Source organism: Clostridium estertheticum, from assembly GCF_026650985.1.
Lineage (GTDB): Bacteria > Bacillota > Clostridia > Clostridiales > Clostridiaceae > Clostridium_AD > Clostridium_AD estertheticum_C.
In genome coordinates, this window is the sequence record NZ_CP086239.1 from 3,807,729 (window position 1) to 3,829,093 (window position 21,365).

19 protein-coding genes are annotated in these 21,365 nt (G+C 30.0%); 7 read left to right on the forward strand and 12 right to left on the reverse strand.

Annotated elements, in window-relative coordinates; translation table 11 throughout:
* Positions 1–79: 79 nt before the first annotated feature.
* The gene (locus LL038_RS18300) at positions 80–2,794 is read right to left on the reverse strand and encodes a peptidoglycan D,D-transpeptidase FtsI family protein (RefSeq protein WP_216126349.1); all 2,715 of its coding nucleotides are present in this window, start codon (positions 2,792–2,794) and stop codon (positions 80–82) included.
* 511 nt (positions 2,795–3,305) lie between these two features.
* On the opposite strand from LL038_RS18300, the gene LL038_RS18305 reads away from it, so the two are divergent.
* On the forward strand, positions 3,306–4,175 hold the full coding sequence (locus LL038_RS18305; RefSeq protein WP_216126351.1) for a LysR family transcriptional regulator: 870 nt from the start codon (positions 3,306–3,308) through the stop codon (positions 4,173–4,175).
* A 21-nt stretch (positions 4,176–4,196) separates the two neighbouring features.
* Here LL038_RS18305 and LL038_RS18310 read toward each other — a convergent pair whose 3' ends face one another.
* From LL038_RS18310 to LL038_RS18330, 5 genes are all read right to left on the reverse strand, one after another.
* Entirely contained in the window at positions 4,197–5,828 is a 1,632-nt protein-coding gene (locus LL038_RS18310; RefSeq protein WP_216126353.1) for an NAD-dependent malic enzyme, read from the reverse strand.
* 224 nt (positions 5,829–6,052) lie between these two features.
* The gene (gene larB, locus LL038_RS18315; protein WP_216126356.1) at positions 6,053–6,799 is read right to left on the reverse strand and encodes a nickel pincer cofactor biosynthesis protein LarB; all 747 of its coding nucleotides are present in this window, start codon (positions 6,797–6,799) and stop codon (positions 6,053–6,055) included.
* 55 nt (positions 6,800–6,854) lie between these two features.
* Positions 6,855–8,174: a nickel pincer cofactor biosynthesis protein LarC gene (gene larC, locus LL038_RS18320; protein ID WP_216126358.1), complete on the reverse strand. Its 1,320-nt coding sequence runs from the start codon at positions 8,172–8,174 to the stop codon at positions 6,855–6,857.
* Between the two features lie 129 nt (positions 8,175–8,303).
* Positions 8,304–9,488 carry a glycosyltransferase family 4 protein gene (locus tag LL038_RS18325; protein ID WP_216126360.1) on the reverse strand — a complete coding sequence of 395 codons (1,185 nt, stop codon included), beginning with the start codon at positions 9,486–9,488 and terminating at the stop codon, positions 8,304–8,306.
* Between the two features lie 195 nt (positions 9,489–9,683).
* A complete protein-coding gene (locus LL038_RS18330) occupies positions 9,684–10,715 on the reverse strand; it encodes a glycosyltransferase family 4 protein (protein WP_216126361.1) in 1,032 nt (343 codons plus the stop codon).
* Positions 10,716–11,067: 352 nt separating this feature from the next.
* Between LL038_RS18330 and LL038_RS18335 the strand changes: the two genes are divergently transcribed.
* Both LL038_RS18335 and LL038_RS18340 read left to right on the forward strand, forming a co-directional pair.
* Entirely contained in the window at positions 11,068–11,274 is a 207-nt protein-coding gene (locus LL038_RS18335) for a hypothetical protein (protein WP_216126362.1), read from the forward strand.
* 22 nt (positions 11,275–11,296) lie between these two features.
* Complete coding sequence (locus tag LL038_RS18340; RefSeq protein WP_216126363.1) at positions 11,297–11,557, forward strand: spore coat protein; 261 nt, start codon at positions 11,297–11,299, stop codon at positions 11,555–11,557.
* A 96-nt stretch (positions 11,558–11,653) separates the two neighbouring features.
* Here the strand turns inward: LL038_RS18340 and LL038_RS18345 are convergent, their stop codons facing one another.
* From LL038_RS18345 to LL038_RS18370, 6 genes are all read right to left on the reverse strand, one after another.
* Positions 11,654–12,496 carry a CPBP family intramembrane glutamic endopeptidase gene (locus tag LL038_RS18345; protein ID WP_216126365.1) on the reverse strand — a complete coding sequence of 281 codons (843 nt, stop codon included), beginning with the start codon at positions 12,494–12,496 and terminating at the stop codon, positions 11,654–11,656.
* A 440-nt stretch (positions 12,497–12,936) separates the two neighbouring features.
* Positions 12,937–13,665 (reverse strand): CAP domain-containing protein, encoded by a 729-nt coding sequence (locus LL038_RS18350; protein ID WP_253199958.1) that lies wholly within the window; start codon positions 13,663–13,665, stop codon positions 12,937–12,939.
* Between the two features lie 336 nt (positions 13,666–14,001).
* Positions 14,002–15,021, reverse strand: a complete 1,020-nt coding sequence (locus LL038_RS18355) for a glycoside hydrolase family 5 protein (RefSeq protein WP_290443163.1) — start codon at positions 15,019–15,021, stop codon at positions 14,002–14,004.
* 256 nt (positions 15,022–15,277) lie between these two features.
* Positions 15,278–16,072: a GH12 family glycosyl hydrolase domain-containing protein gene (locus LL038_RS18360; RefSeq protein ID WP_268055911.1), complete on the reverse strand. Its 795-nt coding sequence runs from the start codon at positions 16,070–16,072 to the stop codon at positions 15,278–15,280.
* Positions 16,073–16,102: 30 nt separating this feature from the next.
* The gene (locus tag LL038_RS18365) at positions 16,103–16,822 is read right to left on the reverse strand and encodes an expansin EXLX1 family cellulose-binding protein (RefSeq protein ID WP_268055912.1); all 720 of its coding nucleotides are present in this window, start codon (positions 16,820–16,822) and stop codon (positions 16,103–16,105) included.
* Positions 16,823–17,009: 187 nt separating this feature from the next.
* Entirely contained in the window at positions 17,010–17,801 is a 792-nt protein-coding gene (locus tag LL038_RS18370; protein ID WP_216124499.1) for a right-handed parallel beta-helix repeat-containing protein, read from the reverse strand.
* Positions 17,802–18,169: 368 nt separating this feature from the next.
* On the opposite strand from LL038_RS18370, the gene LL038_RS18375 reads away from it, so the two are divergent.
* From LL038_RS18375 to LL038_RS18390, 4 genes are all read left to right on the forward strand, one after another.
* Positions 18,170–18,763, forward strand: coding sequence for an accessory gene regulator B family protein (locus LL038_RS18375; RefSeq protein ID WP_216124500.1), 594 nt, complete (start codon positions 18,170–18,172; stop codon positions 18,761–18,763).
* The gene (locus tag LL038_RS18380) at positions 18,744–18,920 is read left to right on the forward strand and encodes a cyclic lactone autoinducer peptide (protein WP_216207071.1); all 177 of its coding nucleotides are present in this window, start codon (positions 18,744–18,746) and stop codon (positions 18,918–18,920) included. Before LL038_RS18375 ends, LL038_RS18380 begins: the two co-directional genes overlap by 20 nt.
* 119 nt (positions 18,921–19,039) lie before the next feature.
* Positions 19,040–20,338 (forward strand): GHKL domain-containing protein, encoded by a 1,299-nt coding sequence (locus LL038_RS18385; RefSeq protein ID WP_268055913.1) that lies wholly within the window; start codon positions 19,040–19,042, stop codon positions 20,336–20,338.
* Between the two features lie 17 nt (positions 20,339–20,355).
* A complete protein-coding gene (locus tag LL038_RS18390; RefSeq protein ID WP_216124503.1) occupies positions 20,356–21,081 on the forward strand; it encodes a LytR/AlgR family response regulator transcription factor in 726 nt (241 codons plus the stop codon).
* Positions 21,082–21,365: the final 284 nt, after the last annotated feature.

Below are 21,365 nucleotides of genomic sequence, written 5' to 3' on the forward strand. Positions count from 1 at the left end.
TTTTCTCCTACGTGCCTTGTAATAAAACTCAAAAAAGAAATCCCATTAAGGAATTCTAAATGGGATTTCAATATAACATTTAATTCATACGTTTTATTTTTATATCAAATGTATCCTTATATTTTGCCATCCGAGGATCATTTCTAAAATAACTTTCATACATCCCTCTAGCGACATTTGCAGCATAACTACCATAACCACCGTCAAATATAACTATAGATATAGCAATTTGAGGATCTTTAGCCGGAGCATAGCCTACATACCACGCATAATCTCCTCTACCTACTTTATTCATTAATTCAAGTGAATTGAACTGCGCTGTGCCTGTTTTACCACCTGTAGGTATAGGGAAATCCTTAAGTGCTTCATATGCAGTTCCGTCTGTTCCACCTCCTGCACCGGTAACGTTATTCATACCTTCCATAACTAGATCTCTAGTTGTTGTACTTAAATTGGTTTTAGTTAAAATAACCGGTTTTGTTTTAGATACTAGCTTACCATTGGAATCTTTTATGGTATCAACCAAATGAACTTTATATCTTGTTCCACCATTTGCAATGGTTGCTATATAATTCGCCATCTGAAGAGGCGTAAAACTATCCATGCCTTGTCCAATAGATGCATTAAAGATATTATGTGGTAAACTTAAAGAGCCATACCCTTCCTGAACTGCTTGATAGTTTATATCATTTATAATCGATTGTAAATTAGAATCAGTGAAGTTTTTTCCTTTGTACTTAGGATCTGTAGCAATTAATTGTTTAAACAGTCCATTATAATTATTCTTTGAAAAAGTTCCATTTTTTACAGAGTCCTTTATATAATTTTTGATCTGAATTTTTATCTCTGAAAGTTTTTTTCCATCATAAACAATAAGATTATCTCCATCCCTATCATATAAATCTATCTGAGGAAAGTTTGATCCTGTGCCCCCTAATCCAAGAGATAAATCATGCTCAATAGTATAAAGAGCTTGTGATGCTGACAAAGTTTTCATAGATGTTTTATTATATACCTGACCAAAATTTTCATTAAGTTCTATTCCCGTACTAGGGTTACTTACTTTAGGATCTGCTCCTAATCCAAATGTCCATGCATATTTAGCTAAAACGTCATCACCAAATTTTTCTCTCAATTTCTGACCTACATTCATAAAAAATGGGTTACTGGATACTGCTAATGCCTTTACCACCTTTACAACACCCTGCGCCTTATCCGTTTTGAAAGAGTTCCAATCTTTTCCATTGTTTTCATTCGTGCCTGCCATATCATATCCAGCTTGATCATCATAAGTAGACTCACCATCTATAACTCCAGTTTCAAGACCTGCTATTGCAGTCATTGGTTTAAAAGTAGAACCCGGAGGAATTAGTGACATAGTTGCATAATTATACAAATATTTAGGATAGTAATCATATAGATCCTTCCTAACTGTTGTATTCCCTTTTATACTTTTATCTATTGGAAACATATAATCAATTATATCTTGTGGTTTCTCCTGAGCTTTTGCCATCACTTCATAATCTGGGTTAAAATATTTTTTTGATTGAATATCCGTTAGTCCTTGCGAAGTTGAAAAATCATTGGGATTATAACCAGGCATGCTAGCAAGTGCTAGTATGCCGCCAGTATGAATATCTATAGCAACTGCTGCAGCCCTTGTAGCATTTGATACATTTAAGCCCTGTACTTCCTTCATTCCTTGTAATATCTTCATTTGACTATTCAAAGCATTTTCTGTTGCATATTGTAAATTAGCATCAATTGTAAGTTGAACATTTTTACCAGGGGTAACCTTCTTACTTATAACTTCTTTATTTAACTTACCCTGCTTTTGAATCACGTTTTCTCCGTTATCTCCTTTTAAGCTACTCTCCAATGCAGCTTCAATTCCAGAAATTCCAACATAATCTGAACTTGTATCATAACCCTTTGCTAAATATTTTTCCTTATCTGCAGAACTTATTTTACTTATATAGCCTAAAACTGTTGAAGCTAACTGTCCATATGGATATTTCCTCGTAGGTTGATTTTCCACCTTAATTCCAGGCAGTTCTGAGAGGTTTTGCTCGAATATAAGCGATGTATCTTCTTTTATATTAGTTGCTATACTAATTGGTTTGTATGCAGAAAAAAAGTTCATTTTTATACCATCTTTTACAATTAAATATCTTCTTATTAACTCTGGTGTTTCCTTGATACTTAAACTTGAAACTCCTTTTATTACGTCATAGTCCTTAAGAAGCTTATTATATATTTGCTCTGGAGTTAATTTCAAGAGTTCATTATTTAGTTTTGTCTTTTCATCTTTAGTTAAATCGGCTTCTTTTTTATTTTTAAATTTTGCTTTTAGTATACTATCTTGAATCCATCTCTCCTTTAAAAATCTTAACTTTAAGCTTTGTACTACATTAGGATCACTTGAACTAAATTCGAATCTATATGGCTTAATTTTTAAAGGGAAGTTATCTGTCTGACTCTCTCCATTTTTATCCAAGATTTTAAAGACCTTTTGTAGTGTTGCAAACAACTGTTTACTAGATTTAGTTGAATCTGTGTATGTAAGGTTATAACCTAGTACTTCTGTTGCAAGTACTATCCCATTTTTGTCTTTTATAAGCCCTCTTGGTGCCTCTATCGTTATAGACTTATGCGAACTCACAGTTGCTAAATCCTTATAATATTGTCCTTTTATTATTTGCATATAGTATAACTTTGAACTTATTATTAAAAATATAACTAACATAATTATAAATAAGCTATTAATTTTATTAAATTTCTTCTTTTTTTTCATTTCATCATCACCCTTAAACCCTTATACCTTTATTATATATGTAATAATACATACAATTCAACATATTTTTAGAATATAATCTTTTATTTGGTAATAATATAAAATATTATAATATTTAGCCCTTAAATTTAATAAAAGGAAAAAGTCACCTGAATTTCAGATGACTTTTTCCTTTTGATTCAATATACTATCTTATTTATTTTAAATATGTTTCATAATTTATGAAACATCCCTACTAAATCTATTTATTTTTTTTACCACCCCAGGTCTTGCCCACTGTCCATGCTGCTATTATTGCGCCTAAAATGATGGCTACCATTCCTGCTCTATCTTCCATTGGAACACCTCCTCACCTCATATATAACTACAAGTTTAACCCAATTATACCATACAACCTATAGTTATATGGTAATATCGGTTAAAGTATACAAATCATACAATATTAAATTGTAAAATTGTTTGCTTATTATAAATTAATAGTGTATGCTCGTTTGTTAAGGAGTTGTGATATATGAATATAAGAGATCTAGAATATTTTTATTATTTATGCCAAAATAAAAATTTCACAAAAACTGCAGAAATGCTTTTTGTTTCCCAGCCTTCAATAACAATGGCACTACATAAAATTGAAAAAGAACTAGGAGAAAGACTTGTAATTAGAGATCATTCTAAAGCACAACTTTCCTTAACTGAAGCTGGAAAAATCCTTGAGAAACGAGCATACAATGTTCTAAATGAAATAAAAGCAGCAAAACTTGAAATATCAAGAATAAGCGGAGCAAAAATAAAATTAGGAGTTCCACCGATGATTGGCGCTTATTTTTTTTCACCTTTTATGAAGTCGTTAGATATAAATGGTCTTGTGAACCATATTGAACTTGTTGAAACAGGTTCAACAGCGATGAAAAAGTTACTAGATTCTGGTGAAGTTGATATTGCATTAATAGGTTCTATTGCCCCTTTAAAAGATAATGAACTTAATACCACTATTCTAAAAACAGATCAATTCGTAGTTTGTACAAGTAATAGTCATCCACTTTCAAGTAAACATGAAGTTACCTTTAATGAACTTAAAGATGAGCGTTTTACGGTCCTAGGTGATTCATATATTCATAATAAAGTGATAAAAGATCTTTGTTTGGAAAATGGTATTGACACGAAAAATTTCTATTACACAACTGAAATACAAACAGCAAAATCCTTAATAGCTTCTGGAGTTGGTATAGGAATAATGATCAATATGGCAGTAAAAAATATGACATCAATAAAAACAGTCTCTCTAGTTCCAGCTATAAATTTTTATATATCTATTGTTGTAAAAAAAGAACATTATATGACTTCAATTGAAAAGGAAATAATGGGGATACTACTTGAAAAGTAAAAACATCCCCTTTAATCTATTTTATTTGTAAATTGGTTCCCAAATACTATCTTCCACTGCCTTTTTAACATCTACAATTTCAATTCGGTTTAACCCTTCCTTAATTGCTTGATTCACCACAGCAATTGCTACAAGTTTTGATGCTTCTCTAACTTTTTCAACTGAAGGTAAAATTGCAGCTCCAGTCTTTGAAAGATCTTGAAGAGATGCTATTCCATGAGCGGCTGCAGATAACATTCCATCGGATACAGTTTTAGCTTTTGCAACTATTATACCAAGTCCTAATCCTGGGTATAATAACGCATTGTTAGCCTGACCAATAGTATATGTTACCCCATTATGCTCAATTGGTTCAGATGGGCTTCCAGTTACAACTAATGCACGGCCATCTGTCCATTTTATCAAGTCTGTAGCTTTTGCTTCTGCAAGTTTAGTAGGATTTGAAATAGGCATAATAGCAGGTTTTTCATTTAACTCTGCCATTTTTCTTACAGCTTCTTCTGTGAATGCACCGGTTACTCCAGAAGTTCCAATAAGTACTGTAGGCTTAGTAGCCTCTACTATCTCAGCAAGATTAGTAAGTGGTTTTTTAAATTCACCTTTGGCTCTTGCATATTTTTTCTGACCCTCAGTAAGATTATCCATATCTTGCGTAATAAGACCAAAGCGATCAACAAGATAGAATTGCTTTATTGCATTTTCTTCTGATAATCCACTTTGCATTTTTTCAAGTAATATTTGATCTGATACACCTATCCCTGCAGTACCGCCACCAAAAACTAATATTTTGTGGTCTTTAATTGGTATACCAGTTACCTCGGCAATAGCACTCATTGCTGATACCATCATAACCCCAGTTCCCTGTATATCATCATTAAACGTACAAATCTTTGATCTGTAATTTTCAAGGATGGCACTTGCGTTGCCACGCCCAAGGTCTTCCCAATGAAGAAGTACTTCAGGAAATAACTCAAGAACAATCTTTACAAATTTATCAATAAAGTCGTAGTATTTTTCTCCAGTGACTCTTTTGTGTTTATTTCCAAGATAAAGTGGATCATTTAAAAGTGCCTCATTATTTGTTCCAGAATCTATTACTATAGGAAGAGCATTTTTAGGATTAACACCTGCAGCTACTGTATATACGGCAAGCTTTCCTATAGATATATCAACTCCTTGAACACCCCAATCACCTATTCCAAGAACTCCTTCACCATCAGTAACAACAATCAATTTTATTTCATCAAGATCTTTTAAAGAATTCTCGATAGATTTTTTAATATCTTCGGGATGATCTATTGAAAGGAAAACAGCATCCTTTGGAGTATCATAGATTTTTGAATAGTTTATTACCGCATCGCCTATAGTTGGAGTATATATTACAGGAAGAAATTCAGTAATATGTTTACCTATAACATAGCTGAAAAGAGTTTTATTAGTGTCATATAAATTCATAAGGTAATTACGTTTTTCTAATTTGTCTGCAAAATCTTTAGTTCTTTGATAAATTATCTGTTCTTGCTGCTCAATAGTTCTTACAGCGTTTGGTAATAATCCTGTAAGTTCATACATTTTTCTTTCTTCCTTTGTAAACGCAGTTCCTTTGTTTAAATAAGGATTTCTTAATAAGTCTTGGCCTTTTAAATTTGTCATTTAATACACCCCTTTAATTTTTTTTCTTTTATATTTAACTCTATTATACTTTTTATACTTTTTTATAACAAATATAGATTATTTATTATGTTATAAAAAAAATTTATAACCTGGCAAATTTAATAATAATAGTTTGTCCCTAACAAAAAAATAGTTACTCATTTAACCGTAGGATATAATAACCCTCGGTTAAGTGAGTAACTTATCTTTAATCTAAATCTAATTTATAACTTATTTATAATACTTGCTAAATATCCCGCTCCAAAACCATTGTCTATATTAACAACACTGACTCCACTAGAGCAACTATTTAGCATACTAAGTAATGCAGCAAGCCCTTTAAAGCTAGCTCCGTACCCTACACTTGTTGGAACAGCTATAACTGGTTTATCAACTAAGCCTCCAACAACGCTTGTTAGTGCTCCTTCCATCCCTGCCACAGTTATAATTACCTTAGCGCGCCTTATAACGTCTAAATTGTCAAAAAGTCTATGAATACCCGCTACACCTACATCATAAATCCTCTCAACTTTATTCCCAAAAATTTCAGCAGTAACAGCGGCCTCTTCCGCAACAGGTATATCAGACGTTCCTCCTGTTACTAGTGCAATGTATGTACTCGATGGTTCAGTTTCCTTTCTTTTAATTACAATTGTTCTTGCAAGTTCATTATACTGGGCATCACCACATATTTCTTTAACACCTTCATACATAACCTTGGTAGCCCTTGTACCAAGAATGTTAACATCCTTAGTAAGCATTAGACTTACTATTCCTTTTATCTGCTTAACGGTTTTGCCTTCACAATATATAACTTCTGGATACCCAACTCTAAGTTCTCTATGATTATCTATTTTTGCAAATCCTAAATCTGAATAAGACAGATCTTTTAACTTATCCATACCATCTTCAATAGATATATCACCATTTTTTATGTTTTTAAGAAAGTTCTCCATCTCTTTTGAATTCATATGTTACCCACCTTTTTAAATTTAAAGTCCCCTTATTTTATCCTTTAGTATAATATTATATTTCATTTCTTAATTTCTCGTATACTTCACTTATAGGTACCCCGGTACTTTTAGCTATTCTCTTGCATTCTTCATATTCAAACTTGCTTTTTATTTTTTCACCTTTATAGTAAGATTCTTTTACGGTAACTTCGCCGTAACTAGTATTTACTTTAATAAACTCTCTTTTAAGTTTTGTTTTATCTACTTTAAAACTTCTTACTCCAAGGGTAGTAGTTTCTCTAAACAGTATTTCCTTCATCCTGGTAGTTTTATCTTCCTCACATAAAATACTTATTTTTACGCTTGGTCTCCCTTTTTTCATTATAATTGGAGTTATATATGCATCCAAAGCGCCCTCGTTAAAAACCATATCAATAATATACTCATATAACTCAGGATTCATATCATCTATATTACATTCAATGATTTGCTCAACTGTTTCATCATCATATTCCTCTTTTACTTTATCTACTTCCTCTACTAACATGACTCTTAATACATTAGGTATTTCAGTATCTCTGTTCCCTATGCCATAACCAATTTTATTTATAATAAAATTATTATCATCTTTAAATTCCTTAACGTTAGCTGCAAGAATTGCAGCTCCAGTAGGGGTTGTAGTTTCAAATGGTACTGCTCCAAGTTTTACTGGAATCCCCTTCAAAATCTCAACAGTAGCAGGCGCTGGAACTGGTATAAGACCATGAGCACACTTAACGAACCCACCACCAAGTTCTACAGAAGAACTCATTATTTTATCAACATTTAAATAATTTAAACAAATAGCAGCTCCCACTATATCCACTATAGAATCTACCGCTCCTACCTCATGAAAATGGATTTCATATAATGGTTTTCCATGAACCTTTGCCTCAGCTAGCGCAACCTTCATAAATATTTTCATACTTAATTCTTTAACTTTAGAACTTAACTCACTTAAATTTATAATTTTCTCTATATCATTAAGATTTCTTTGATCCTTATGGATATGCTCAATATTTGCATGCACATGCGTATGAGCGCCTTCATTGTCATTGTGGATATGTTCATTATTATGTTCACCATGAGCATCATCGTGATGGTGGTCATGATGATGTAACTCACTAACTTCCTCATGGGAATGTTCATGGTTATGCTCTTGTAAAAGCACATCTACCTTGGTTCCCTCTATGCCTTTTCTAATATCCCTTGATACTTTTATTTCATATCCTTTTAAATTAAGCTTGCCTAACTCATTTATTAAATATTTTTCATCTATACCTAAATCTAGTAATGCCCCTAAATTCATATCCCCACTAATACCCGAAAAACAATCATAATAAAGTATTTTCATTCTAACCCACTCCATTTTTTTTATATTTATTACATTGTACCAAATAAATAAATAATATAGGATAAATTTTTCTTTAAAATAAAAGAAAAGAAGAAAATTGTCTTTTACAATTTTCTCCTCATAAATTAATTATGTCACTTTTTGATTTTGTAACATACAGCTTTGTTTTTCAACTTCCATATAAATTTTCTCAACATTTTCACCAAAACACTTAGAAGATAATGGCTCTATTCCATCATAAGCATTTTTTACCATTGAATCATGTTCCTCTTTATTAATTAAAACTTCAGATAATATTTCGGCTAAGTCTTCATCTTTATAAAATACTCTTCCATTAATTCTATCTTTGATTATACCATCCAAGTTCTTATCGTACTTAGCTACAACAGGAATTTGTGCCGCCATAGCTTCTGCAAAAGTTAATCCTTGTGTCTCTGTAAGAGATGCGCCTACAAACACATCCCCCATCTGATAATACTTCCCAATTTCTGACCAAGGTTTTTCACCAGCAAATACTACAGATTTCTCAATACCTAAATGTTTAGCTAACGTTTCTAAATTTTCACGCTCTGGTCCATCACCAACAAGAAGCAATTTACAATTTGGTATTTTTCGAATTAGTTCATTCATACTATTTATAATTACATCTATACTTTTTTCCTTAGCTATACGCCCAATATATAATACAACTGGTTGGGTTTCATTTATTCCAAAAGATTTTTTTTCATCGTTAATAAGATCTTCATCAAAGTTGCTTTTTTTGAAGGGTTCTATATTAACGCCTGTAGGTATTACATCTATATGTCTTCTTAAGCCATACTGCTGCAATGCATCTTTCACCTTTTGGGTAGGTACTATTATAGCACTGCAATCTCTACAGTATAGCTTACTTACCTTTTTTGCGAATTGTGATGCAGGCTTAAGCATTATACCACTAGACACATAATGGATATAATCTTCATACATTGTATGATAAGTGTGAACTACAGGAATACCTAATCTTCTAGCAACTATTCTCCCAAAGATACCTATACTAAATTCTGTTTGTGTATGTATTATATCTAAGTCTAGTTTTTTTATCTTGTTCATAATTTTATGTGAATATATTATCCCCACCCTTTGAGAAGGTAAAAGAAAGAATGGCAAACTAGGTAATCTTATTATACCTTCCTTCTCCTCTACATCCGGGTGTGTAACTGTAACAATAGTTACGCTATGTCCAAGTCTAATCAATTCATTTCTTAGTATCATAGTAGAAGTAACCACTCCACTTACTTGCGGATAATAAGCATCAGTAAAAATTCCAATATTCATAATCAATCCCCTTTAATTACTATAATTTCCTTATGAAAATTCTTCATTTAATAAGCATTAATACCCTTGCTTATTCATTAATAAACGCAGAAAAATCAAAAATTAACAGGAGTAAAAGGTAGTTAATTTCCATAATAGTATAGTAATAATTATATTAATACATGTGAAAAATAAAGCAAAAAACATTTTATTAATTTACTTATCCTTTTTTAGCCATACCTTTTTATAAAAACTTTTCCACATACCAAGTACGCTTTCTCTAGAATAAAAATTGTGCCCACGAATCGCCTTTTTTTTAGCCTGTTCATAATAATCCGAATCATTTTTTAATTTTTGTATAGCCTTCATGAAACCTTTATTATCGTGCTCTTTTAAGTAATAGTCAAATAATATATCTTCATAAAGTTCTAGATCTCTTAAAAGTACCGGAGTAGATGTATTCATCGCTTCAAGTATTGACATAGGAAAAAGCTCATTATATGACGGCATAAAAAGAACATCCGATACATTATATATATCATTCATCAAATCTCTATCAACTATTCCTGTGAATAAAATATTTTTAGGTGCAGTCTCCATTTTACTTTTTAATTCCTTATATCCATCGGTAATACCTCCAAAAGAAAATCCACCTGCCCAGATAAATTGTACATCCGGCATTTTTTTTGCGATGTCAATAAAATCAATAACACCTTTTCTGGTTTGTATTTGACCAACTCCAAGCACAACAAACGCATCTCTATCAATTTTCAGTTTTTCTTTCGCTATATATTTCTTTTCAATTGAAAGATTATAAAATTTTTCAGTTGAAACAAAGTTAGGAATATACGTAATTTTTTTTCTATCGATATTGTAAGCCTCAAGCCTTGGTATAAAATTAGGATTCACTGTAACTAAATAATCCATTTTTTTATAAAAGCTTATAATATATTTATAAAAAATATTTTTTATTATATTAGGTAATTTAATACTTCCTTCAATAGTTTCTGGCAAAAAATGCACATAACCAACTGTTACACCTTTTCTTTTAGCAAAATATATACTTAAATAATGCTTAAGGTCGATAGTATGATAATGCATTATATCGGTTCTTTCTTTTTTATTTACCACAACTTTATATTCTTTATCTAATCCATTCCTGACTAAATCTACTTGTTCTAAGTAAGCTGACCCTACTCCTTGACCTTTTACTTTATCCGCTGATGACAGCATATTTATAGTAGGCATAATAGTCACTCCCATCTAATTACCCTCGTTATTATATTATTGTACTCTATTTTTATTAAATATTGATTAATATTACCTTAAAAATTTCTTAAATTTTTTAAACATACTATAAATACCTATTAAATCATCTCCTGTGGAGCTGTAATATTAACGACTTCAGAAGGAGATTTATACTTTCACCAAAATTTTCTATTTGTTATTGTATGTAACTCCCACTTATAGAATTGGGAGACTTCCTTCTGAAATGTCGTTAAAATAAATATTTTCATTAATTTACCACTTATATTTAAATATAAAATGCAGATAATACTTTGGTAGCAATTTAAATAAAAAAGTGGAGGTAATAAATATTATGAATACTGAAAATAAGCAACTTGAAAGTAACAACTTAAAAGTAATTAAAGATCAGTTAGGATATGAATCATTGCTTAATAAAAAATTTAATGAATATGGTACACAATGCACTGATCAGAATTTAAAAAACCTTTGTACTGAAGCTAGTAGTACACATAAACAAAATTTTAATACATTAAAAGCATACCTTGATTCTCATCAATAATATATAAATGGAGGGATATTAAATGACTGAAAAAGAATTAATGCAAGATTTACTTACTTCTGAAAAACAAACTATTACAGCTTATAGTACAGGGATAACTGAATCTTCTTGTGCAAATTTAAGAAATACACTAATTGGTAATTTTAAAAATGATCAAAACATTCAATATATGATATTTGATGCTATGAAACAAAAGGGATGGTATCCTACAAAGGATGCTCCCGATAATGAAGTTCAACAATTAAAAGATGAAGCCAACCAAATGTTGAGTGAATTAAAATAATTACCTATAATATAATAATTTTTTATTAGCTTGAAAAACCCTCTAACACATAATAACATGTTAGAGGGTTTTTCACTATTTTCACAATTACCACATCTATACTTCTATAAATTGCTTGTATATCGCAGGCTTATTCTTTATTTTGTTTTGTTTATATCCATCGAAAGCGATAATTAAAAGTATTATCCCTACAAATGAGAATATGCAATGAATCTCTATGGCATACTCTCCACCTATTGATGAAAAGAATGAAGACAATGAAAGAGCAAGAACATTATTTATAAAATGTGCAAATATGCTTAAATAAATTGACCTCTTATTTAAATATATAAATCCAAGAACTAATCCTAATAAAAAAGCATTTATGCCTTGGGGAATGTTCATATGAACTACTGCAAATAATAATGCAGATACCACAATCGCTACAGTTGGATTTGTTTTTTTAGACATTCCTTTTAATAAAATCCCTCTAAAAATAATTTCTTCATATATAGGTGCTACGATTATAACACTAATTATTGATATAACAGGTGATACAGCCAGTTCATCCACCGCCTCATTTATAAAACTTGGCGTAGATATACCGCTTACCCAAAATATCAAACTGTTATCAAATATAAGTCGAAAGGATATAATCATAAGTGTTGCATAAACAAAATTTTTCCAATTTAAATGTGGTTTATGACTTTCCTCATTTGCTCTATTACTAAGCCATTTAAGTAAAACGATAATAACATAATATTTTACCAATACTCCAAAAACAAAAATTACATATGGCAATGTTTTTTCAAATCTCCCAGAGAATAAATTTGTAACCTCTATAGGCACCTGTCCAAATACCTCTAGTAAAATTGATAGAAACATTACAAATAGAGCTTTAATAATTCCCATTTTTTTAATGTTGATTGTTCCATCTTCTATGTTTTCTAAAAATTTCATTTAATCACACTCTCTAATTTTTTAAAATCTTCAACCACTTTAATAGATTTTTTCTATATCACTTCCATTAATATTATTACATATACAACAATATTCTTTATACTCTATGCTTTATGATAATACTATATATCTTTATTTTAATTAATATATTTTTTTCATTTTATCTATATATAATTTACCTTTTTCTATAAATTCCGGACTATATTTTCTTATAAACCCCATTAGAACTTGAAATTCTTCCAACTAATGTAAACCTCACCATCCTTTCTCCTATTATAATCTAAAGTGTAACATATATTTTATAAAATGATGTTAACTCAATAAAAATTTTACTATAAATACAACTATTATCTATTTATTTTTTTTACAAAACAAAAAAATCTATGTTTCTATATATTGTGATTTACAATATATAAAAACACAGATTAATATTAAATTATTTATTTACCTATAAATTCTTGAGTCCAATAAATAGCTCCACTTTTATCTTTTGCTACTCCAACTCCAATATCAGTAAAATTCTTACTTAAAATATTAGCTTTGTGTCCTGGCGAATTCATCCAAGAAGTCATTACTGAAGATGCTGTTTGTTGACCCATTGCAATGTTTTCACCAGCTGCTTTATATGTAATACCGAATTGTTTCATCATGTCAAAAGGCGAACCATAAGTTGGTGATGTATGATCAAAATAGTTTTTAGCTACCATATCCTCTGACTTAGTTCTAGCTACATTTGAAAGTTTAACATTATCAGTTAAAGGAGCTAGTCCTTGTTTTGCTCTTTCCTGATTAACTAATGTTACTACTTCTTTTTCTAATTTGTTATTTGCTGTTGAAGTTGATGCTACTGGGGTTGTTGTTGCCTTTGTAGCAGTCGTCTTTGCAGGTGTCGTTTTCGTAGGAACTGCCTTTGCAGGAGTTGCCTTTGTAGTCGATGCTTTGGCAGGAGCAGTTTTTGTAGGTGCTGCCTTACAAGGCGCCGCTACCTGAGCCTTAACTTCCGCACCCTTTGGAACTGCAATACCGTACTTAGCACATATAGCTTGTATACTTTCTACTGAGTTAACTTGTTTTACTGTACTACAATCTTGTGCGTACACCGTTGAACCTATTCCTGTTGTTGCTAAAATACCTAAAGTTAATATTAATGCTCTTAAAGATTTCTTCATCTTTTGTACCTCACCCTCTAATTTTATTATACAAAGCATGTTTTTTTTCTTTGTATACCTATACTAACATCTAAATTAGGTTTGCGGTTTATTTATTGGTGGAAATTTTGTAATATTATGTCGTAATTTCATATAATTTCAGTCAAGCAGGAATAAAATACATAATAGTGCTAATGTAACTATTCAGTCCTACTACTCGGCCTTGAATTTAGTCCCATCTGTAGTGTAGTATCACCTAAAGTAGAACAGCTTAATGTTACAGTTTGTGTTGAACTATAGGTTCCTGCAGTAACGTTGAAAACTGGTGCTGATACTTGAAAGCTATTAGTAATAGTACTACTTGTAGAATCCGCCTATATTTCGCTTTACGAATAAACCAGACGTTGTAAGATCAGAATCTGTCCATCCCCCAGTTGTACTAGCACCAGGTTTTAAAGCAGAAGCTGCTTCGCTTTTATCACATAATGACCAGTTAACCCAACTTATTTTTTTATTAGCCATATAGTCAATCCACTGTTGAGATGCATTGATATATGGGCCTCCATTACCTGAAGCATCAGATGTTCCCCATTCTGTTACAAATACAGCTATACCTTTTGACATAGCATAATCTATTTTGTCTCTAAGTGATTGTCCGTGTGTCCCTGCATAGAAATGACATGCATACATTATATTAGAGTATGATAGAGGACTATTTGCAGCAGTGTCAACATCTTGGCTCCAGGTACTTGTACCAACAATTATTATATTATCGTGATCTATAGCTCTTATAGCAGGAATTATATATTGAGCATAAGGTTTTATATCATTTGCCCAAGTAGTGCTACCATTTGGTTCATTACAAATTTCATATATCACATTTGGATGATTTCCATATGTCGTAGCCATTTCTTTGAAGAATGATTTTGATTGTTCCTTGTAGGTATTAGGATTACCATCATTTAGTATGTGCCAATCGATAATTACATACATATTTAAATCGATAGCAGCTTGAACTATTTCCTTAACTTTGGCCTTTGTTGTTGTTGGATTTGAAATATATCCCCCTTGGTCAGTATACATTGCAGCACGTACAACATTAACGTTCCAATTATCTCTTAAATATTTCATACTATCATAATTCATGTAGTCCCCATACCATTGAAGTCCGTGGGAACTCATTCCCTTTAATTGAATAGCTTTACCGGTGGAGTCACATAATTGGCTCCCAACTATTTTAAGTTGACTGACCGAAGAGGTTGCAGCCTCGGCTATGTAAGTTCTTGAACTTACTACCACAACTATAAGCATTAAAGCAGCTGTTGTAAATGAAAAAATTCTTTTAAAAAATCCAGTTTTTTTCTTATATAAAAACATGTTAATACCTCCATTGCAAATAAATTTAAAACAATTATCTCTTACTGATATTTACACAGATCTTGATGAGTATTTTCATCAAGAATGCTTAACCCTCAGTTTTTTAACGAATACTTTAATTATTGAATTTCATGACTGTATTGAAAAACAAAGAAAATGTACCATCTCAACAAGGAACCAACGTATGGTATCATTATATTCATTTTTTTGAGGTTATGGGTAAAGAAACTTTAGTTGTAGTTTTTCTTTCATTTTTCTAATTAGATGTTACAGAAAAAGTATTTGTATTAAAATTATAACCTTTACCACCATTATAACTTGATGTAATCTCATATCCAAATTGTATATTATCGAATATAATATCTCCATACCATTTTGGTGTATTCTTAATCCAGTTAGCTATTGCCTTAATATCTAGAGACCCTGAACTAATATTTCCATTAGTTCTTATAAATGAGTAAACCATATTTCCTGTATTATTTGATCCATTGTTTCCTATATATACATTCCATGTATGACCTCCTATAGATACATTTTTATACACTGGAATAGGACCTGCTGAATCCCACTTATATGAAATTGGATTTACTGCTCCATATTGATTCATCCATAACATAATTTCATGCTTATTCTTACTAGGATGACTAGGATCATAAGCATTAGGATCAGATAACCATATATCATAGGCAGTTTCCATAGAAGTTCCACTTGTAGGAACTGTAACATTGAAGCTACTTGTAGCTGTCTTTACAGTACTTAACTTTTTGTTTATTGCTTTTTCAACATGGGGGTAGGATTTTATTCCTCCCGTATTGGGCTGTGCTGACCATGTTCCCCAATTACTATATGAGTTAGCCCAAATAGTTTGAGGTCCTACTGTATCTTGTGACCATACGTCATTATTTAATGTATATCCACCATTAGACCATGCCCCATATTTTTCTGGTGATGACCATATTGCAGCAGCATTTGCTTTATTATTAGCTCCAAATGCTGTTAACACTGCTGTAAATAATAAAATTGACATTCCAACTTTTATAATTTTTTTCATAATTTTACCCACCTTCATTTAAATTTTAATTTAATCTGGTAGTTGAACATGTCCAGGAATAATATAAGCGGGAGAATCTCCGCTTTTAGGTAAAGCTGATATTGTGTCTGTAACGGATATTCCACGGATATCCGTTATTTTTATCTTAATAGAGCCTGTCCCCATATTCTCACTAATGAAATGGTTATATGGCATTTTTCTCATATTAACCCAAGTATTATTCTTTAAAAATTCCATTTTCACAACAGGATATTTATGATTTCTTACTTGAATAGCTGCCCAATATGGACTGCTACCTTCTTTTATACGATAAGAAAACATTCCAGTTATAGGTGCCTTTACTATATGCCAATTGATATTGATTTTTCCAGCAGACATATTACCAATTTTAGCAAAAGAGGTTGGGCAAAGATCCAAAGCTCCATTAGCTCCTTCTGGATATAAATCTGTAACATATACAGTAGTTTTTTTCCCATTTGGCCCTTGTACTTCTAAATATGCACCAGCTAAAGCTGCATCGATTCCATTATAGTTAAGGTCAGCAGGATTTAGTGCAGTAATTTCCATTGTAGAAAAAATAGGATCTAGAAGTACTGCACCACCAGAATATCCAGAACCAGTATATGTAGCATAGCCTGAATGATTGTCATTCCAAGCAGCTGCATAAGCGGGAATTGGTGTAAGTAAAGTACCTACAACCATTCCTAAAGATAGACATAAAGTAAGAGCTTTCATTTTAATTTTTTTCATTTTTAAATCCCCCTTTGTTAATATTAACTTTTATACAAAAATACAATAAAATACAATCATTTTCTAAATATCCATATTGCTTATCAGAAACGTTATCCACAGCCACTTCCGCAAGCTGTTTCTTATATAATAAAAGATAACGCAACATATAAAAGCTCTTATATACTGTGTTACCCTTTTATAATTATTAGTTTAGGCTCCAGCTAAATGAACCTTTAAGATTACCAGTTGCTATATTTCCAGATTGTTTTGGAGTTACTTTATTATGATTTCTAAGAAATCCCCAGCCTTTATTGTTAGTAGCTGTGCATCCTGTAACTGTAATTAATCCACCACTTGAACCATTAGGTCCTAATTTAAAACCATTTCCATCTCCACTACCACCCGATCCACTATTAATTGCTTTACAGCCAATAAAAGTTATATTTGCACCGGCCGTATATGTATCATAGCCGTCATCACTATTGCCTGAAGCTGAACAATTTTTCAAAGTGATATCTTTTGCTCCATTTTTTATTCCAAAACCATCAGCACTTTCACCTGAGTTTACAGGATCATAATTGTTGTTTGAAACGCATCCCTCTATAAGTATGTTTGATGCATTATTTTTAGCTTCAATACCAGCAAATTTGGCCTTTGTTACTGTACAGTTTTTTAAAGTTTTACCTGAACAATCTTGTATGCTAATTCCTTGTCTTTGAGGACTATTAATAGTTATTCCTGTTATACTAGCGTTAGCTAATATAGCTATAGTATCATTGGGACAACCAGAAGCATCAATTACAACTTTATTAGCAATTATATCCTTTGTGACCTTTACGCCTCTAGTAAGTTTGTAATTACCAGCTGGTATTGTTCCACCTTTTTCTAATAGTGTTGCAATATCAGTAGCCGCATTTGCTTTTAATGGTACACCTCCTATAGATATCGATGCAGTTAATGCCAAAACGGAAAGAATTGCTATTATTCTGTTCTTCATTTAATACACACTCCTTAAATTTAATTATTTCAAGACTAAGTGCAGCTTTATAAAAAATTCCATTAAAAAAACCATGCTTAAATCATTGATTCATATGGACTCGTTTACAACTTGATTATACCTCCATAAATGTTATAAATTCCATTGTAATAATAAAATAACAGATTTCGATAACATACGATATATATAATCCATTCGTAATATATTTTCAGAATAATTAAAACTTAATAAGTTTACATTAATTACTTAATACCTAATATTTTTTATATAAAATTTTATCTAGAATACGTTAATTACCTTTATGGTGTTGTTTACTACAATATTAAAAATACAAACATTTTTTTGATATAATGTAAGCAGGTGATTAAATGGAAAATTTATCAAGAAAGTATGCCAACAAAATAAATAAATATGCAAAAAAGAATGGTTTAGAATTCGAAAAAATGAGATTAGGTATTGAAATCTTTCTAATAAATATCTCCAAGCTGTTAATAGTAATTTCTATATCTTATATTCTTAATTTATTTCTTTTTACATTGATAATAATTTCTAGTTTTTGTTTTATAAGAAGAACTGCGTTCGGATTACATGCTATAAACAGTATTGTTTGTACTGTAGTTACTATTGCCGCCTTCGTAGGTGCCCCTTACATAAGTAAATATATTATGTTAAACAATTATATGGTAACACTGTTATTTATTATATCTATACTTATTTTATATAAATATGCACCCTCGGATACAGAAGCAAGACCTATTTTAGGTGAAAAACTTAGAAGAAACCTTAGGAGAGATTCTCTCTTATCAGGCTGTACGTTATTGTTATTAGCTTTGGTTATAGATAACAGAAGCATAAAAACGTTAATTACTTTAGGAACATTAATGGAATGTATAAGTATACATCCTTTAATTTATAAAATTTGTGGTAGGAGGTATAAAAATTATGAAAAATATGAAAACTAGTTTTTTTAGTAATTTTGAAGAAAAAATTTCCAAATCAATAGGGTCTCTTGCAATAAAAATTACAGATCATTCAATGGGTAAATGTTCTGCAATTGCATTTTATGAACCAAAATTTCCAATTGAGTTATTAAAAGAAGAAGCTAACAAAAACAAATAATATTTTTCTAAAAGCACTGTAGCAATATGTAAAATGCAGTGCTTTTTTCTATGTTTATAATAATAAGTATGATATGCTAAATATTATAATATATTATTTGAGTTTTTGGAGGATTTTTAATGATTGCTCTATATTTATTTACCATTATTTTCATTATTACATTTTCATTATATAATTTAAAATTAACACCCTTAACTGTCTATGATTTAATAAAATTCATATTAATAATATTTTTAATGACTTTACCAATAATGCACTTTACATCTATGATAATAATATTTATACTTATATATTTAATAATTTTAATATACATAAAGACAAAAAATTTATATTTAAGTTTAATATTATCAATTGCATCTATATTGACGTATTGGGTAAGCGATGGTATAAGTATAAATATCTGCATATGGGTGTTAAATTTAAATTTAAAAGATATTAGTGGAAATCCCATACCCTATTTCTTATATCATATTTTAATATTTATCGTATCTTATTTTGTAACTATTATAATAAAACATATAGTAAAAAGAAAAACCACCTTAAAAAGTTTTAGTTTCAAAAGTACATTTTCAATATTTTCTATATTGTGTTTGCTTTTACTTTTCATTATATTTTATTTAACCATATTATTAATCAAAACAAATGTTTTATCTAAACCAAAAATAATGATAATTGGCTTTCTGTTTTTTTCATATTTTATTATTTTTGGTTTAATAGGTTATTCATTTATAACTAACGCAAAAAAAGAACTACAAATTGGTAACAAAAAAAGACAACTAGCTAATTTAAAAGAATATACCGAAACACTAGAAATTTTATATAATGAAACCAGAAAGTTTAGACATGATCACATAAATGTACTAACATCCATGGTAGGATATATGGACAAAAACGATATGCAGGGCCTTCGACGTTATTTTGATAATAAAATAATTCCTATTGGTACAAGCTTTGAAAAAAAGAATTTTAAACTAGGATTACTGCAAAATATAAAAATACCAGAAATAAAAGGGGTTGTTTCCTCAAAATTAATAACTGCTCAGCACAAAGAGATAAATGTTTTTATCGATATAATGGAGCCCATAGAAGATATAAATATAGATATAATAGATATTTGCAAAATACTTGGAATAATTCTAGATAATGCAATAGAGGCTTCTGGAGATTGTGAAAATCCTATTATAAAATTCGCCATTATAAATAAAAAAAGATCCGTGATCATAATCGTAATTAATCAATGCCTTGAAAATACTCCACCAATATATAAGCTTTTTGAAAAGGAATTTTCAACTAAAGGTAAAAATAGAGGTTTAGGCCTTAACAATTTAAAAGAAATTATTAATTCCTACAATAATGTTTCTTTAGATACTTCAATTAAAGATAACGAATTCATTCAAAATATAGAAGTCTTAAAATAAAGGATAGTGTTATAGATATGATAAAGGTATTTATTTGTGAAGATATTAAAAATCATAGAGATAAAATATCTAATATTATTGATGACATAATTATGATTGAAAATTTAGATATGGAAACTGCTGTAGTTACAGGAAATCCAGATGATATATTAGAATATGTTAAATCTAATAAATACACTGGTATATATTTCTTAGATGTAGATTTAAACACTCGCATTAATGGCATACAATTAGCAGAAGAGATCAGAGAATATGACCCTGAGGGATTTATAATCTTTATAACTACCCATTCAGAAATGAGTTATCTAACTTTTATCTATAAAGTTGAAGCAATGGATTATATAATAAAGGATAATTTCAAGGATATTAAAAATAGAGTGCAGCAGTGTATATTAAACGCTAATAAAAAATATACCTTAAATTCTAATGAAAAACAAAAGCTCTTCACCATTAAGAGTGGAGACAAAATAATTAATATTAAATTAAGTGAAATATTATTTTTTGAAACATCGAGTACAATCCATAAAATAGTAATTAATACTATAGATAGACGCATTGAATTTTATGCTCAGATGAAGGACGTCGAAAATATTGTTGATAAAAGATTTTTCAGGTGCCATAAATCTTTTATTGTAAATAAAGATAATATAAAAGAAATTGATAAAAAAAGCAGTATGCTTCGTATGATTAATAATCAAGAATGCTTAATATCTGCGCGTAAAATAAAATTATTATTAAGCTAATAATTACATTTATATCTCTACATTTTATAAAAAAAACACAATGTATAAGCATAAATCTTATACATTGTGTTTTTTTTATTTAACAGTCCTTTTATTACCCAAAAATGTCTGTTAATTACTTTTTTGTTGTATTTTATTGTATTTTTCTATAAAATAATATTAACAAAGGGACAACCTATAAGAATTTAAAAGATAATATTTGGAGTATGTGTAGCAACAAAACAGAAACAGCAATTAGAATATCTTTTTTGTGAATTTATAACATAAACGTTAAAAAATAAATA

Bases quoted from the DNA above. Each gene is read 5' to 3' on its own strand.
- LL038_RS18300 (WP_216126349.1), bottom strand. From the start codon at position 2,794: ATGAAAAAAAAGAAGAAATTTAATAAAATTAATAGCTTATTTATAATT.
- LL038_RS18305 (WP_216126351.1), top strand. From the start codon at position 3,306: ATGAATATAAGAGATCTAGAATATTTTTATTATTTATGCCAAAATAAA.
- LL038_RS18310 (WP_216126353.1), bottom strand. From the start codon at position 5,828: ATGACAAATTTAAAAGGCCAAGACTTATTAAGAAATCCTTATTTAAAC.
- larB (WP_216126356.1), bottom strand. From the start codon at position 6,799: ATGAATTCAAAAGAGATGGAGAACTTTCTTAAAAACATAAAAAATGGT.
- larC (WP_216126358.1), bottom strand. From the start codon at position 8,174: ATGAAAATACTTTATTATGATTGTTTTTCGGGTATTAGTGGGGATATG.
- LL038_RS18325 (WP_216126360.1), bottom strand. From the start codon at position 9,488: ATGAATATTGGAATTTTTACTGATGCTTATTATCCGCAAGTAAGTGGA.
- LL038_RS18330 (WP_216126361.1), bottom strand. From the start codon at position 10,715: ATGCCTACTATAAATATGCTGTCATCAGCGGATAAAGTAAAAGGTCAA.
- LL038_RS18335 (WP_216126362.1), top strand. From the start codon at position 11,068: ATGAATACTGAAAATAAGCAACTTGAAAGTAACAACTTAAAAGTAATT.
- LL038_RS18340 (WP_216126363.1), top strand. From the start codon at position 11,297: ATGACTGAAAAAGAATTAATGCAAGATTTACTTACTTCTGAAAAACAA.
- LL038_RS18345 (WP_216126365.1), bottom strand. From the start codon at position 12,496: ATGAAATTTTTAGAAAACATAGAAGATGGAACAATCAACATTAAAAAA.
- LL038_RS18350 (WP_253199958.1), bottom strand. From the start codon at position 13,665: ATGAAGAAATCTTTAAGAGCATTAATATTAACTTTAGGTATTTTAGCA.
- LL038_RS18355 (WP_290443163.1), bottom strand. From the start codon at position 15,021: ATGTTTTTATATAAGAAAAAAACTGGATTTTTTAAAAGAATTTTTTCA.
- LL038_RS18360 (WP_268055911.1), bottom strand. From the start codon at position 16,072: ATGAAAAAAATTATAAAAGTTGGAATGTCAATTTTATTATTTACAGCA.
- LL038_RS18365 (WP_268055912.1), bottom strand. From the start codon at position 16,822: ATGAAAAAAATTAAAATGAAAGCTCTTACTTTATGTCTATCTTTAGGA.
- LL038_RS18370 (WP_216124499.1), bottom strand. From the start codon at position 17,801: ATGAAGAACAGAATAATAGCAATTCTTTCCGTTTTGGCATTAACTGCA.
- LL038_RS18375 (WP_216124500.1), top strand. From the start codon at position 18,170: ATGGAAAATTTATCAAGAAAGTATGCCAACAAAATAAATAAATATGCA.
- LL038_RS18380 (WP_216207071.1), top strand. From the start codon at position 18,744: ATGAAAAATATGAAAACTAGTTTTTTTAGTAATTTTGAAGAAAAAATT.
- LL038_RS18385 (WP_268055913.1), top strand. From the start codon at position 19,040: ATGATTGCTCTATATTTATTTACCATTATTTTCATTATTACATTTTCA.
- LL038_RS18390 (WP_216124503.1), top strand. From the start codon at position 20,356: ATGATAAAGGTATTTATTTGTGAAGATATTAAAAATCATAGAGATAAA.